At 54.8% G+C, this 14,317-nt stretch carries 9 protein-coding genes and 2 tRNA genes; 5 read left to right on the top strand and 6 right to left on the bottom strand.

What is annotated here, in order from left to right:
* Positions 1–308: 308 nt before the first annotated feature.
* Positions 309–1,241: an alpha/beta fold hydrolase gene (locus HMPREF0573_RS00980; protein WP_004008200.1), complete on the bottom strand. Its 933-nt coding sequence runs from the start codon at positions 1,239–1,241 to the stop codon at positions 309–311.
* A 98-nt stretch (positions 1,242–1,339) separates the two neighbouring features.
* Here HMPREF0573_RS00980 and HMPREF0573_RS09710 point away from each other — a divergent pair, with 98 nt between their 5' ends.
* Complete coding sequence (locus HMPREF0573_RS09710) at positions 1,340–1,588, top strand: hypothetical protein (RefSeq protein ID WP_146741545.1); 249 nt, start codon at positions 1,340–1,342, stop codon at positions 1,586–1,588.
* 392 nt (positions 1,589–1,980) lie between these two features.
* On the opposite strand, the gene HMPREF0573_RS00975 is transcribed toward HMPREF0573_RS09710, so the two are convergent.
* From HMPREF0573_RS00975 to HMPREF0573_RS00960, 4 genes are all read right to left on the bottom strand, one after another.
* Positions 1,981–2,052: transfer RNA gene (locus HMPREF0573_RS00975), tRNA-His, on the bottom strand.
* Positions 2,053–2,183: 131 nt separating this feature from the next.
* Positions 2,184–2,822 (bottom strand): oligoribonuclease, encoded by a 639-nt coding sequence (gene orn, locus HMPREF0573_RS00970; protein ID WP_004008199.1) that lies wholly within the window; start codon positions 2,820–2,822, stop codon positions 2,184–2,186.
* Between the two features lie 47 nt (positions 2,823–2,869).
* Positions 2,870–4,081: an ROK family transcriptional regulator gene (locus HMPREF0573_RS00965; RefSeq protein ID WP_004008198.1), complete on the bottom strand. Its 1,212-nt coding sequence runs from the start codon at positions 4,079–4,081 to the stop codon at positions 2,870–2,872.
* Between the two features lie 75 nt (positions 4,082–4,156).
* Positions 4,157–4,232: transfer RNA gene (locus HMPREF0573_RS00960), tRNA-Arg, on the bottom strand.
* 212 nt (positions 4,233–4,444) lie between these two features.
* On the opposite strand from HMPREF0573_RS00960, the gene HMPREF0573_RS00955 reads away from it, so the two are divergent.
* The 4 genes from HMPREF0573_RS00955 (at position 4,445) to HMPREF0573_RS00940 (ending at position 11,568) form a co-directional block, all read left to right on the top strand.
* A complete protein-coding gene (locus HMPREF0573_RS00955; protein WP_236589550.1) occupies positions 4,445–5,017 on the top strand; it encodes a single-stranded DNA-binding protein in 573 nt (190 codons plus the stop codon).
* Between the two features lie 110 nt (positions 5,018–5,127).
* Positions 5,128–6,810, top strand: a complete 1,683-nt coding sequence (gene ettA / locus HMPREF0573_RS00950; RefSeq protein ID WP_013188644.1) for an energy-dependent translational throttle protein EttA — start codon at positions 5,128–5,130, stop codon at positions 6,808–6,810.
* Positions 6,811–6,976: 166 nt separating this feature from the next.
* On the top strand, positions 6,977–9,148 hold the full coding sequence (gene malQ / locus HMPREF0573_RS00945; protein WP_013188643.1) for a 4-alpha-glucanotransferase: 2,172 nt from the start codon (positions 6,977–6,979) through the stop codon (positions 9,146–9,148).
* Between the two features lie 176 nt (positions 9,149–9,324).
* Positions 9,325–11,568: a PTS sugar transporter subunit IIA gene (locus tag HMPREF0573_RS00940; protein WP_013188642.1), complete on the top strand. Its 2,244-nt coding sequence runs from the start codon at positions 9,325–9,327 to the stop codon at positions 11,566–11,568.
* 168 nt (positions 11,569–11,736) lie between these two features.
* Here the strand turns inward: HMPREF0573_RS00940 and pepN are convergent, their stop codons facing one another.
* The gene (pepN, locus tag HMPREF0573_RS00935; RefSeq protein ID WP_013188641.1) at positions 11,737–14,307 is read right to left on the bottom strand and encodes an aminopeptidase N; all 2,571 of its coding nucleotides are present in this window, start codon (positions 14,305–14,307) and stop codon (positions 11,737–11,739) included.
* Between the last annotated feature and the right edge of the window lie 10 nt (positions 14,308–14,317).

The raw sequence follows: 14,317 nt of genomic DNA, 5'->3' as shown, positions 1-14,317 counted from the left end.
GTGAGCCCTGTCTCACCCTTGAAACCATCTGCAAAAGTGCTGGATGTGCCCAGTGAACACCCTAGGATAAACGCTGCGACCAGGGTAATTAGGCGACGCGGAACGTTAATCATTTGAAATATCCCTTCTGGTTCGCACCAGTAATATAATACCTATTTTACGGCGGGTTATTTCAAGTGTAAATACACTATTTTCGGCGTGTAATGTCGTGAGTGCTCAGAGTAACCTATGCCTACATATCTTTAATCGTTGGTTTAACCAATCTGGACGCTTAGCCACCAGATGATTAATTTTTTTCCTAAATGCAGTTAGGCTGCGACTATATCGTCGAAGAAGTCGATGATGCCCCAGGCTACTTCGTCTTTTATGTCCGTGTAGTTGTGGATTTCGTGGCGATATCCGAAATAGAGCTGCGCCTGGGTCTGGTGTCCCGTATCCTCCAGCCAGTTCACGACCTCCATGAACCCGGTACCGAACATGCCGATGGGATCCTCAGAGCCGGCAATCAGGTAAACAGGCAGGTCCTGGGGGACCGCCTCCGCCCACTGCGGACCTTCGACCTGTTTCAGCATCTGGGCGAAATCGAGCATGGAACGGTTCGACGTCGGCTTGGTGAAGGCATCAAAAGGGTCCTCGGCGTGATCCTTTTGCACGTAAGGGTCCTCACAAATCCACTCGTTGCCAATCTTTACGCCCTCGGGAATGCGGGCAAAAGAAAAGCCGAAGAACTGCTGGATGATTCCGGGATCGCTGTTTTCACCCTCGCCAGCCGCCACCAGCTCTTGCAGCCGTGCTATCACCGCGTCCGTTTCGGGGAAGCGCCCCGTCACGCCGCACAGGGTGATTCCCGCGAGTTCGTTGCCATATTTCACCATGTAGTCTCGTCCAATCATCGAGCCCATAGAGTGACCGAAAAAGAACAGTGGCAGGTTTGGGTATTTTTCTTTCACAAGCACGGACAGGCGGTGCTCGTCCTCCATCATCGTGTGCGGGCCCTTGTCGCCCCAGTCGCCCCAACGGTCGTTCTCGACAGCGGTTTTACCGTGGCCAACGTGGTCGTCAGCTGCCACGATGTAGCCTGCCTCCAACAGATTGACGATGAGGTGCAGATAGCGGCGGGAATGCTCGCCGAAACCGTGAACAAGCTGAACAATGCCTTTCGGCTGCGCCGCCGGAACGTAAATCCAGCCGTAAACGGTGTCTCGTTCGTTGAAAGAGGGGAAAGTAATTTCGTGCAGCATTGCGCGTCCTTTCGTGGGGTAACGTATCGGGTGGACGCTCCTATCCTCACACATTTTCGGTCGATTTATACCGGGTTTGCAGCGAACACGTTGCCTCGGTGATGGTGCCAGTGCAGCAGGGCGAATGGATTACTGTCATGATGCGTCGTGAGTTATCGGGGATTTCGGGTACAGCAGAACTATGCCCGCTGTGCATGAACGACCGATTTCAAAGTGGGATTTGTGTTCATGCCTATGCGCTCTTTGGTAAAGATGCAGGTAGGGATGATTCGGGCTATAGAGAATTGCGTACGGGAGAAGTGAAATTGGTCGTTCGCGTCTCAAGCTTGAAAGCTTCGCTTTTGTAGTGGAAAAATTCTCGGTCTTTGGGTGCTCAACCTGCTGCGCGGCTTGCGCACCATTTCCTCGTTTTGTCACTAGGTCTGGGTGCGCAACCCGCCGTTTTCACGTCGGCTTGCGCATCCCTTAGCCGAAGCGGCAAATGCCTTGCGGCTTTTTCGTGGCGGGCTTCGCCCGCCGCGCGCCTCTCTCAACAAGCCGCTTACGTAAGCAAGCTTACGACGCGCTTGCCGAGAGAGACACCGCCTGCTGTGCAGACACGAAAAAGCCGGTCAAGGCGCATGCCTTGACCGGCGTCCGGGTATTAGCAAGGACTCGCTCCGCTCGCCTTGCATACCCTCCCTCGTTCGCGTCTCGAGCTCGAAAGCTTCGCTTTCGGCTTGAGACGCTCTCTCAGTCGGGTGGCTGACGAGATTCGAACTCGCGACATCCTGAACCACAATCAGGTGCTCTACCACTGAACTACAGCCACCATCGCTTGCGAAAAGCAACCCCCTTATCTTACCGGATTTTGCCGCTCAGACGAAACTCATGCCCCGCCTAATGCGAAACCAGTGTTTGCCTACCGCCGTACCGGGGGAACTCGTGCAGAAACGCCTCTGTTTACTTGAAAGGCGAAGTCTGCAAAATGTGGGCGGCTGCACTCTGCAGTTCTTCCGTGCTGGGACCCTCGCCTGCCGGCAGCAGTACCGAACGGTAATAGCGCAGTTCGTTGAGGGAATCAATGATGTCGCCCAAAGCTCGATGATTGCCGGTTTTTTCCGGAGCTAAACCGTACACCTTTGGATACCAGCGCATCGCCAGTTCTTTCAGAGTAGACACGTCAATAATCCGATAGTGCAACCAGTTGATGAGCTCCGGCATCTGTTTCGCCAAGAACGCTTTATCAGAATGTACTGAATTGCCCGCCAGCTGGGCTTTTCCGGGTTCAGGGACCAGGCGTTTCACGTAGTCCAGAACTTGACGACCGGCTTCCTCCACGCTCAAACCGGTATCAAGTTTCGCCAACAGCCCTGACTTAGTGTGCATTTCGCGGACAAATTCTCCCATGTGATTCATCGCGGTCGCGCTGGGCTTAATCAGCAAATCGATACCGGAATCCAGCGGGTTCAGTTCGGCATCGGTGACAATCACAGCGACCTCAATCAGCTCGTCAACATGCAAATCGAGCCCGGTCATCTCGCAATCAATCCACACCATCGGGTCGGTTTTTTTGTTTCCCATACGGTACTCATCTCCCATTCAATAGTTGTTTCTGGTGGCGAAATCTTCGCCTACCAGCAAAAGGCTTAGTTGCTTTCGTCAGCCAGGAATCGTTGCAAAATCACGTCAAGATCCACCATCGAAACTGCTTTTGCCATCGCTCCACGCAGGGGAGCGGACGAACCTAAGGCGCTCAGGCGCAACGTTGTGTCGGCGGCGCAATCCGGCAGGGCGAATTGGTTAATCGTCTCCCGAATCTGGTTTAAGAAACTCTCGCCTGCAAAGGACAGCTCGCCCCCGATAACAATCATCTTTGGGTTCAAAATGTTGCACACTTGCGCCAAGACGTAACCGATAGCACGACCGGCTTCTTGAATACGCCGAGTGACCCGCACGTCGCCCTCTTCAATCAGTCGATAGAGGTCCCTCAACGTGTGGACTGGAATCTCCAAGCTGCGCAGCGAAGCCATAATCGCGCTGACCGAGGCAATCATCTCCAGACAGCCACTGCCTCCACATTTACATAACTCATGATGGCTCGGAATCGGGAAGTGTCCGATTTCTCCCGAAATCCCGCCGGTTCCGTACAGGATTTTGCCACCTGCCATAATGCCGGCGCCAATCCCGGACGAGGCTTCAACATAGACGAAATCATCAACGTCCTTTGCGACTCCCCACATGTGCTCAGCTAAAGCCCCAGCATTAGCGTCGTTTTCGGTCAGAATTGGGAAAGGGGAAACTTCTTGAGCGATGTCTTCCAGGTTGATTCCGTTCAGTCCTGGAATCATGGAAGTGTAGTTGGACATGCGACCATCCGAACGCACCGCATCGGCAACTACGATGCAACCAGCCACAATCTGAGCGTTTTCCAGCCCCTTGGCTGCCATCATCGAGTCGAACAGGGCAACTGACATTTCCTTATTAATGGTTGCGTTAGCCTCTGGGGGAAGGGGGATGACTTGCGTATCCACAATCTCGTGATCCAGAGTGACAATCCCGACTCGTACCTGTTCACGTTCCAGAGACACACCCATGGCGTAACCAATTTCGGGGGCGAACGCAATCGTGTTGCCGCGTCGACCTGATGCGGCCTCCGCCAGACGCAAAATTTCGGCTTCGGTCAGTTCGCGAACGATGTTAGAAACGGTCGCGGGGGCCAGACCGGTGCGACGGCTAATCTCGGCCTGTGAAATCCCTCCGGCATCAATAATGGCAGACAAAACTCGCTTTTGGTTCGCTACGCGCAGAGACGAGGGGGAGCCGGGGCCTAAAAGGTTTTCCATAGTCACGAACCCCATTTTAGTGATTTTTCCCTATCAATGGTCAGCCTCCCCCACAAACTGAATACCGGTATCGGTATATTTCGGGAGGGTTGGTGCCCTCGGTGGGACTCGAACCCACAACCTACGGATTAGAAGGCCGTTGCTCTATCCATTGAGCTACGAAGGCTTACCGGTTAAACAAAATCTGTTAACTCGACCAGTTTAGCCTATTTCCGCGGTTTTTTCCCCTGTGCATAAAAGGGTTATCCACAGGCAAAAAAATATTTAGTTGGACATGACAAACCTTTGCGAAACCCTCGAACTGAGAGCTGTTTGCTTGACAGCTATCGACAGTAACGAGCGCAGAGGCGTTCGGGAAAGGAAAACAAAATGAGCTCCATGACAGTAACAGTAAGCGGATATTTGGGAAACACTCCATTTTTGCGCAAGACCTCCGCCGGTACGCACTGGGTCCGATTCTCTCTGGCCTGCAACGCCAGTTATCGTGATGTTAACGGCAACTGGACCAGCGGGGAAACCACGTGGTTCAACTGCAAAGCTTGGGGGACTTTCGCCGTCAACATTGCGGAATCGCTGCACAAGGGCGATCCGGTGGTTGCGCAGGGACGTTTAGTGCCCGGGACTTACGAACACGCCGATAAAACGACTGGCGTCGTCGAAAAACGCCCAGAACTGGCTCTGCACCTGACCCATATTGGGGTAGACCTGGTACGTACTCCTTCCATAAACATCAAATATGCCAAGGAAACCAGCGCCGAGGAAAACTCTGCGAAATCGAGCAAGTTCGATATTTCCGCGGACTCTTTGAACACCGTGAGGGATACGGGATTTGCGCAGACGGAGTCAGACCTCGTGGAGAGTGCGGATATTCTTGACGAATTAGACGTTGAAATGGAAGCTGCCGATGAGGAATCTTTGATTAGCGTCGGGGCTGACGCGGTACCATTCTGAAAAAGATTTGCGATTTCCGTTAGCATATTGGGGGTGCGGGTTTTTACCCCACCCCCAACAGACCTCCGGGCCAGATGTTGCTCGGCTCACCGAAACTGTAAGGAAGTTGCATGTCAGAGTACATTTATTCGATGTTAAAGGCCCGCAAGAAAGTCGGCGATAAGCTCATTTTGGATGACGTAACGATGGCATTCCTGCCCGGAGCCAAGATTGGCATGGTAGGTCCTAACGGTGCCGGTAAGTCGACCATCCTGAAAATCATGGCAGGTTTGGATGAACCCAGCAATGGTGAAGCCATTCTCAGTCCCGGATATACGGTAGGTATCCTCTTGCAGGAACCCCCGCTTAACGAGGAAAAGGACGTGCTGGGCAACGTCGAGGAAGGCGTGTGGGAAATCAAATCCAAGCTGGATCGATACAACGAGATTTCAGCCCAAATGGCAGACCCGGACGCAGATTTCGATGCCTTGATGGAAGAAATGGGTCAGCTCCAAGAAGCTATTGATGCTGCTGATGCCTGGGACCTCGACAGCCAGTTGGAACAGGCGATGGACGCGTTGCGCTGCCCGCCGGCAGACGCGGACGTGAAAACCCTCTCCGGAGGGGAACGCCGCCGGGTCGCCTTGTGCAAGCTGCTGCTGGAAGCCCCTGATTTGCTGCTGCTTGACGAGCCAACCAACCACTTGGACGCCGAGTCGGTGCTGTGGCTAGAGCAGCATTTGAGCCAATACAAGGGAGCGGTCATTGCCGTCACTCACGACCGGTATTTCCTGGATCACGTGGCGGGGTGGATTGCGGAGGTCGACCGCGGTCATCTGTACCCCTATGAGGGCAACTACTCCACCTACTTGGAAAAGAAACAGGAGCGTTTGGAAGTCCAAGGTCGTAAAGACGCCAAACTCCAAAAACGATTGAAAGAAGAGCTGGAGTGGGTGCGCCAATCCGCTAAGGGGCGTCAAGCCAAGTCAAAGGCTCGTTTGCAGGCATATGAAGCGATGGCAGCGGAGGCTGAGAAGTCGCGGAAACTTGATTTCGAAGAAATCCAGATTCCGCCGGGGCCGCGGTTGGGCACTTTGGTACTGGAGGCAACCAACCTCAAGAAAGGCTTTGGCGACCGTACCCTGATTGATGGTTTGAGCTTCAGCTTGCCCCGAAACGGCATAGTGGGAGTTATCGGACCTAACGGGGTCGGGAAAACGACCCTGTTTAAGACCATCGTCGGGCTGGAACCCCTCGACGGCGGTGACCTGAAAATCGGGGAAACCGTGAAAATCTCTTATGTCGATCAGACTCGCGCGGGCATTGACCCGGAAAAGACACTGTGGGAGGTTGTCTCCGACGGGGCAGATTATATTGAGGTGGGTAAGGTCCAGATGCCGTCGCGTGCCTACGTGTCCGCTTTCGGGTTCAAGGGAGCTGACCAGCAGAAGCCTGCGGGTGTTTTGTCCGGCGGGGAACGTAACCGCCTGAACCTAGCTCTGACCTTGAAAGAGGGCGGAAACCTGCTGCTGCTCGACGAACCAACGAACGACTTGGATGTTGAAACCTTGGGATCGTTGGAAAACGCCCTGTTGCAGTTCCCCGGTTGTGCCGTGGTCGTCACCCACGACCGCTGGTTCCTGGACCGAGTGGCGACGCACATTTTGGCTTATGAGGGTACCGAGGAAGATCCGGCTAAATGGTTCTGGTTTGAAGGCAACTTTGAGGGCTACGAAGCCAACAAAATTCAGCGTCTGGGACCGGAAGCTGCCCGACCGCATCGGGTGGTTTATCGGAAACTGACCCGCGGGTGAGGGTAAACGTACCCAAAAGTCACTGAAAAACGTTATAGCACCCCGTGTGCTTGCCCACTAACGGGTTTGAGCGGTTAGAATTAGTTAATGTAAACCGTCCAGTGTCGTACCGGTAGTGGTTGCGACGTGTGGCAATCAGCGAGCGGATTTTTGAGGAATCGATACAGTGGCCGAAACAACGCACTATCTTGAAGGATATTTGCCCCAAGTCCAGGACTTAGCCCGTCGACTGGGGGTGGACACGGACTATTGGGATTTTGCGGGCAACTACCATGAGGTGTCGCAATCGACTTTGGTTCGAGTCATTGATGCCCTCGGCTTTACGCTGCAAAGCTGTGATGACATTGGGCGTGCCTATGAGTCGCTGGATCGAGAATACTGGTTTTCCACGCTTCCGAAAGGGCTGGTGGTACGGCAGTCTCACGGAGCGAACATTCCGGTTCACGTGCCTGATGGCACCAGTTTGGAAGTTTGGCTGGAGACTGAAAACGGCGATACCAGACCGCTGGAACAGCTAGATATTTGGGTTCCGCCCCGTGACTTTGGTCCCGAAGGCAGGCGTGGTGAGGCCACGTTCCGCCTGCCTGAAGGCACCGAATGGGGCTACCATACCCTGCATGCCAAGACCGTGGAAGGCGACTTTTCCCAACAGGTTGCGGTCGTTCCGGATCGGCTGCCTTTGGGGAACCTGGAGCATTCCCGCTCTTGGGGCGTGATGACGCAACTGTATTCAGTGTCTTCTCGCGGTTCCTGGGGGATGGGAGACTTCCACGATTTAGGTCATATCGCTGAAATTTTCGGGCGCCAAGGCGCAGACTTCGTGCTGACCAATCCGTTGCATGCGGGCGAGCCCAACGTACCTCTCACGCCCTCTCCCTACCTGCCGGTGTCGCGGCGTTTCCTGAACCCGCTATACATCCGCCCTGATGACATTGCGGAATATAGCCAGTTAGATTCCACTTCTGAATCTCTGGTGAAAGTCGCTTTCGCTCAAGCCTCCAATGAAATTTTCCCCGTTGATGCGGTGAAATACATCGATCGGGATCGTTCATGGAAAGCCAAACGTGAAGCCCTGGAAGTCATTTTTAAGGTAAAACGCAGCCCCTCCCGCGAAGCAGAGTTCAGCGATTTTGTGGCAGTGCGAGGTCAGGACTTGCAAAACTTTGCTTTGTGGTGCGCCCTGTATGACCGTTTCGGCCCGGGACCTTGGGAAGATGACGTTGCCGATGTTTCCAGCCCTCGTGTGGCGGCGCTGCGGGAGGAACTCGCCAAACGAGTCGAGTTCTATTGCTGGCTGCAATGGATTGCCTCCACGCAGCTTCACGCGGCTCAAGAATCTGCCAAGAACTCCGGTATGACGATTGGCATCATGAACGACCTTGCGGTCGGGGTGCACAAGTGCGGTGCTGACGTGTGGTCCATCCCGGACGCTTTCGTGCGTACTATGAGCGTGGGTGCGCCACCGGATATGTACAATCAGCTGGGTCAAGACTGGTCCCAGCCACCGATGAACCCGCGTTATATGGCGACTCACGATTGGGAACCTTTGCGAGGGATTATTCACCGTGCCTTAGCCGATTGCGGGGCTTTGCGCATCGATCATGTGATGGGGCTGCTTCGCCTGTGGTGGATTCCGCAAGGAACTGACCCCAACGAGGGTACTTACGTTCGTTACAACCACGAAGCTACCGTGGGCATCATGCTGTTGGAAGCCGCCAGAGCTAACGCCGTAGTGGTCGGGGAGGACTTGGGAACAGTAGAGGACTGGGTCCGTGATTACCTGAAAGATCGCGGTATTCTGGGCACGTCGGTGCTGTGGTTTGAACGCAACGGTAGTGATTTCAGATATCCGGATCAATACCGCGAAATGTGCATGGCAGCTGTCAATACTCACGATTTGCCCCCGACCTTGGGATTCCTCCGTGCCGTCCACCTGGAAGTACAGGACAGTTTGGGGATTCTGCCACAGCCCCTCGAACAAGCCAAGGACGCTCTGTATGACGACATCTCGAAGTTGGTGGAAATGCTGCGGAACATGGGGCTGCTGGAAAATGAATATCCGACCGAGTCCGAGCTCATTTTGGCGCTACACCGTTTCATTGGCATGACCCCGGCAAAGCTGTCTGTAGTCAGCTTGGTCGACGCAGTGGGAGACCTGCGGATGCAAAACCAGCCCGGTACGAATAACGAATACCCGAACTGGCGGATTCCGCTAACGGATTCTCTGGGACGTTCGGTCAAAGTGGAGGAGCTGGAATACTACGTGGGAGTAGGCGAAATCTGCGAAGCGATGCGCGAATTGGTGAATCCGCAGCATCCGGAAAACACTGAAAACTAATGTTCTGAAAGGAATTATATTTTCAAAGCCGTAGCCTCTGTCGCGAAGTCGTCGCGTTGGGGTTGCCACTTTGCAATCCTTTAATAGCACGTCGAAAGACATTTTCCGGGCAGAATTTGTGGCAAAATTGAGAGAGCTGTTGGCTGCGGTATCCGTGACTACAGTCTGACCTGGAGATGCTGAGGAAAGGAAGTGCCAGCGTGGCGGGCAAAGGCAAAGCAGCCGACGCGGTATCCGATGTGGAATCGGATCGCATTTCTGGTGCTCAGAGCCGAACAGGCAAAGCCAAGCAAAAAGCCCAAAATTCCGCTGCGGCAAAGAAATCAGCGAAACGTCCGAAAGACGCCAAAGCCCCGGAGACTGCGGGTAAGCGGCAACATTTCGCTAGGTTCCTGTCACCAGGGTGGTACGAACGGTTCCTGCAGTATCTGTTTGTCGCGATATTGGTGCTGTGCGCATCTGAAATGTCCTTACGCCTAGGGCAGGGGCATATCCTTGGAGATCAGGGATTCGGCAAACTGTTTCCGGCGATATTGCCTGTGGCGGACATCTTTTACTATGTTGGTACCACGGTAGAGTCCTATTTTCCTCTGGTCGTGGCATTTCTGTTGGCTTTCGCGGCCGCTAAACGTGCTAACGCCGCCATCGGACTTGCGGTGCTGGGCGGTTGGGCTGGTTACCTGGGTGCCACAATGGCTTTGTCTCGATACAGTGCGGCATCCTCACAAGGGGAGGTTTCCGCTGTTGACTTGGGGCTGATGGGTGGAATCTTGGTGGGATTCCTGGTGGCTGGTTGCTGGAGCGAGTTCCGATTCCGCAAAATTGCTCCCTGGGCTCGAATGGTCAGCGGGATTCCTCTGGTGGTGATGATTTCCGCGACTGGGGGAGTAGTCCTCGGCATTCTGGTCGGCGTGTGTTACCAACTGCTTTATCTGCTCATTGCCGTGGCAGTTGGCACGGCAATGGTGTCCACTCCAGGTCCTTTAGGAGCTGCAATCTACGGTCTGCTCCATCCTTTTGCGGAGGTCGCCGGGTTTAGCTCCCTGCTGAACGTTGCGCCCTTTAATCTCTACGGCAGATGCCAAACAACCCAGGGCGACACCCTCAACGGTTCCTACCGCTGCTTTGTGTACGGAGGTACGCAGATGGAGGGGCAGCAGGCCCTGTTCCTCGCCGGGGGCTACCCGGTCGTAGCGTTTGGGCTGGCAGCACTGTTCCTGGTGTTGTGGCTGCAGCTGAAGGGCAGCAATCGTCAATACTGGCGCATCATGTATTGGTTCCTGATTGCCAGCACGTTCGTGGTAGGTGCCGACAAACCAGCGCTATATCTGTTGTTTTTCGCGGCTCCTGGTCTGTTATTGGTACATGCGGGAGCCTCGGCGTTTGCTTACGCTCTCACCGCGGTTTTCGGCGTAACTATTGGCTGGGCAGGCGGTCCCGGCATGCTGGACTTGCTGCGCTGGATGGGAACCGGTGCAGGCATTTTAGTGCTGCTCATCCTGGGAGTGATTTACGCTGCGATTTACGTCATGATTGCTATTTTCACAGTAAAGGCAAAAGGGAAACGATTGCGCCTGGGTGGATTTGGTGTGTCCTACATTACGAAACCGTTTATGGGCATCCCCAACAATTCCGGTGACGCGAAGTTCGCTCCGGTCCTCGTGAGTCAGAAATCGGAAGCTGTGAAGAACTCCACACAGACCGGCGCGTCGACCCCAGTTAGTGAAGATACTTCCGCGGTTTCTCCGGCTCCGGAAAAGCGAACTCCTGCAAAGGCAACTGCGGCAAAGCCAGTGGTGACAAAAGCGACCACCACAAAGGTCACTCCGGCAAAACCGGCAGCGGTTCAACCGACGCCCGCAAAGCCAGTCGCGGCAACACCAGCACCGACAAAATCGACACCGGCAAAGGTATCTCCGACAAAACCGGTTCCGAACCAACCAGGTATCGTTGAGCCTGTCGCCACGCAGCCTGTTGCCGCTCAACCCGTTATCACTCAACCTGAAGCAACCCGGGAACCGCGGATGGTGCGAACTGAACCAGCAATCAGACCCGCGCCCCAGTCTCCGCAGCCTGCGGTACGCTCGGCTGAGCCTTATTCTGAAGTCGCTGCCACGCCAAATCCCGCTTATACCCAGCAGGGATATGCCCAGAATCCCTATGGATACCAGGCGCCGAGCTACCCCGAAGGGTATCCGGCTTATCCCGAGTACGGACCGGAGTACAACGGTGGATATAATCCCCAACTATATGGATACCAAGGAAACGGCTACGCGTATCCCACCGCTTACAACTCCGCGGCAATGCCGCAGAACACTCCGACTGCGCAAAACTTTTCCGCGCCCCAGCCCCCACCGCGGGTTCCGGTCGCCCCGGCAGAGACTCACCCGAAGGCTAATCACCAATCGCGTTCGCATTAACCTGAGGCATGTATATCAGGATTGTTAAGATTGCCCGGCGGAGCGGGAAGCATTTCAATAAAAACCGCGGTCCCAGGAGCCAATAGCTCCTGGGACCTAAGTATTCTGGTGTCCACGGGGGACTTGCTCTCCGCTCTTTTGCGGGCACAGAGAGCTACCCGCCAGACTTTACCCTTCGCGGTCGCGCTGCTGAGCTTTCGCGATGCGTTCGGCGCCGGACTGGTTCTCGCGCATCATCCGCAGCAGAGCCGCAGGCGCGTCGGCATTGTTCGAGAGCCATTCCTGGGTGAGTGCCAGGACATCCACGCCACTGGATTCAAATCCCACCAGCGCGGCTGGATACATGCCCTCGATGAGCTGTTCGCCAATCTCGTGAGTACGACCATCATAAGTCTCCCGCAGCATCTCAAAGTAACGCTGAGCAAAAGGAGCCAACAGCACCGGGTCGGGTGTCCGATTGAAACCGGCGATGATGGACGCCAACTGGTCGTTCGTGAGAGTGGTATCGCTGTAAGCGCGGTCAAAGAACTCAGCCTTTACCGCCGAATCGGGCAAAGAAGCCGTGGCTTGCAGGACACGTTCGCGCCCGTTCACGGTGTCATCATTGCTCAGTTCAGCTTCGATAGCGCCACGGTCTACGTGTCCCACTGCTGCCAAAGAAGTCAGCAGATTCCAACGCAACTCTGTGTCTACCAACAGCCCGGTGAGGGTCTCGCTGCCATCCAGAAGGGCGGCACTGGCAGCGACGTCTTCGGGGGACTGTGCTCGACGAGCGGCAGCCCGAACCAGCTGCAGTTGGGTATCCGAATCAGCCTTGGCCAGGCGGGACAGCATCCGCAGACGCGAGGAGACGTTTCGAGCCACAGCTTCGCGGTTCTCCGCAGCAAGGTAACTTTCAACGCAGGTATCCAGATTACGCAAGGTGACCGAAACCACCATGGGGTGAGTTTCTACCATGAGGGCTTGCAAGGCAGTATCAACATAGTGAGAAGCACCGACCTCACCGTCACGCACCATGTCCCACAGAATCGACAAAATCTGGGATCGGGTCAGTGAGTCAGTGAAGGCGTCAATATGTTCACAAGCCGTACGCAAAGACTGTTCATCTAACCGAACTTTGCCGTAAGCCATGTCCCCATCGTTGACCAGAATGACGTCGGGGCGCGGACCATAGAAGCCGGGAAGAATGTATTCCTCGACCTCCATGTCGAATTCCTCGCGATGACCGGGAACAAACACGGTCTTGCCATCGTGCTGTTCCAAGTTGTAGGCACATACTGCCATATGCTGCGGACGCGGGGTGGCATCGGCATTGAAATGTTCTTGGACAATGCGCATGAAAGTAATCTCTCCGCTGTCGTCCGTCTGGATTTCGGGACGCAGCCACGTCATACCGGCTTCTTCCAGCCACTTGCGCGACCAGGCTTTCAAGTCTTTACCGGAGGTGGCCTCCAGCTCGGTCAGCAGGTCTGTCAGAGTGGCATTGGACCACTCGTGCTTGGCAAAGTATTCCTTAATCCCCAGGCGGAAGTTATCCCAACCTACGTACGTCACCAACTGGGACAGCACACAGGCACCTTTTGCATAAGTGATGCCGTCAAAGTTGACCTGGACATCTTCCAGGTCGTTGATGGTCGCCACAACCGGGTGGGTGGAGGGTAGCTGGTCTTGACGGTATGCCCAAATCTTTTCTGAACACGAGAAGGTCGTCCAGATGTCCTTCCACTGAGTTGCTTCCGCGGTGGCCTTGGTGGAGACAAATTCAGCGAAAGACTCGTTGAGCCACAAGTCGTTCCACCACTTCATCGTGACCAGGTCACCGAACCACATGTGAGCCAGTTCGTGCAAAATGGTCACGACCCGGCGTTCCACTCTGGTCTGTAGCGGGCGGGACCGGAATACGTACTCGTCGCGGAATGTCACGCAGCCCACGTTCTCCATTGCCCCGGCGTTATATTCGGGAACAAAAATTTGGTCATATTTACGGAACGGATAGGGGCGCTCAAAAGCGGTTTCGTAGAATTCAAAACCAGCGCGGGTGATGTCCATAACATCAGTGGCATCCAAGTGCTTCACCATAGAGGCACGACAGTAGACTCCCAAGGGGATGCGTCTGCCATCGCACGAGGTTACTTCGCCAGTTTCTCCCACGTAGGGACCTGCAATAACGGCGGTCAGATAGGACGAGATTTTTTCGGTGGGGGTGAAACGGTACGTGCGTACGCCGTCAGCGGCGATTTCAGGTTCCGGGGTGGGCGAGTTGGAGAATGCGTTCCACTCGGGGGGAACCACGAAAGTAAAGGTAAAGTCTGCTTTGATGTCGGGTTGCTCAAAAACTGCATATACGCGACGGGAATCCGGCACCTCGAACTGAGAGTACACGTAAGATTTGCCGTCTTCGGGGTCCGTGAAACGGTGCAGCCCCTCACCGGTGTGCATGTAAACGCAATTCGCCGTCACCCGCAGATTGTTGCGTTCCTGCAAATCTGGCAGGAAAATTCGGGAATCGGCGTAATTCGAGAGGTCTAATGCTGTCCCGTTCAAAATCACTTCGGTGACGGAATCGGCAATGAGGTCGATGAAAGTCGAAGCCCCTGGCTGGGCAGCGAAGTCAACTTCGGTCACGGAATGAAAAATTTGCTCTCCTTGAGTTAAATCAAGGTGTACGCGGTAGTGAACGTCGCTGACGATTTCCGAACGCTGCTCGGCTTCGACGCGGGTTAGGTTAGTTCCAGGCATTTACGCTCCT

The organism is Mobiluncus curtisii ATCC 43063 (assembly GCF_000196535.1).
Classification (GTDB): domain Bacteria; phylum Actinomycetota; class Actinomycetes; order Actinomycetales; family Actinomycetaceae; genus Mobiluncus; species Mobiluncus curtisii.
Note: the sequence above shows the minus strand (reverse complement) of the source record. Positions and strands in the feature narration are given on the sequence as shown.

Excerpts from the sequence above, each read along its gene's own strand:
- HMPREF0573_RS00980 (WP_004008200.1), bottom strand. The coding sequence starts at position 1,241 with ATGCTGCACGAAATTACTTTCCCCTCTTTCAACGAACGAGACACCGTT.
- orn (WP_004008199.1), bottom strand. The coding sequence starts at position 2,822 with ATGGGAGATGAGTACCGTATGGGAAACAAAAAAACCGACCCGATGGTG.
- HMPREF0573_RS00965 (WP_004008198.1), bottom strand. The coding sequence starts at position 4,081 with ATGGGGTTCGTGACTATGGAAAACCTTTTAGGCCCCGGCTCCCCCTCG.
- HMPREF0573_RS00955 (WP_236589550.1), top strand. The coding sequence starts at position 4,445 with ATGACAGTAACAGTAAGCGGATATTTGGGAAACACTCCATTTTTGCGC.
- ettA (WP_013188644.1), top strand. The coding sequence starts at position 5,128 with ATGTCAGAGTACATTTATTCGATGTTAAAGGCCCGCAAGAAAGTCGGC.
- HMPREF0573_RS00940 (WP_013188642.1), top strand. The coding sequence starts at position 9,325 with ATGCTGAGGAAAGGAAGTGCCAGCGTGGCGGGCAAAGGCAAAGCAGCC.
- pepN (WP_013188641.1), bottom strand. The coding sequence starts at position 14,307 with ATGCCTGGAACTAACCTAACCCGCGTCGAAGCCGAGCAGCGTTCGGAA.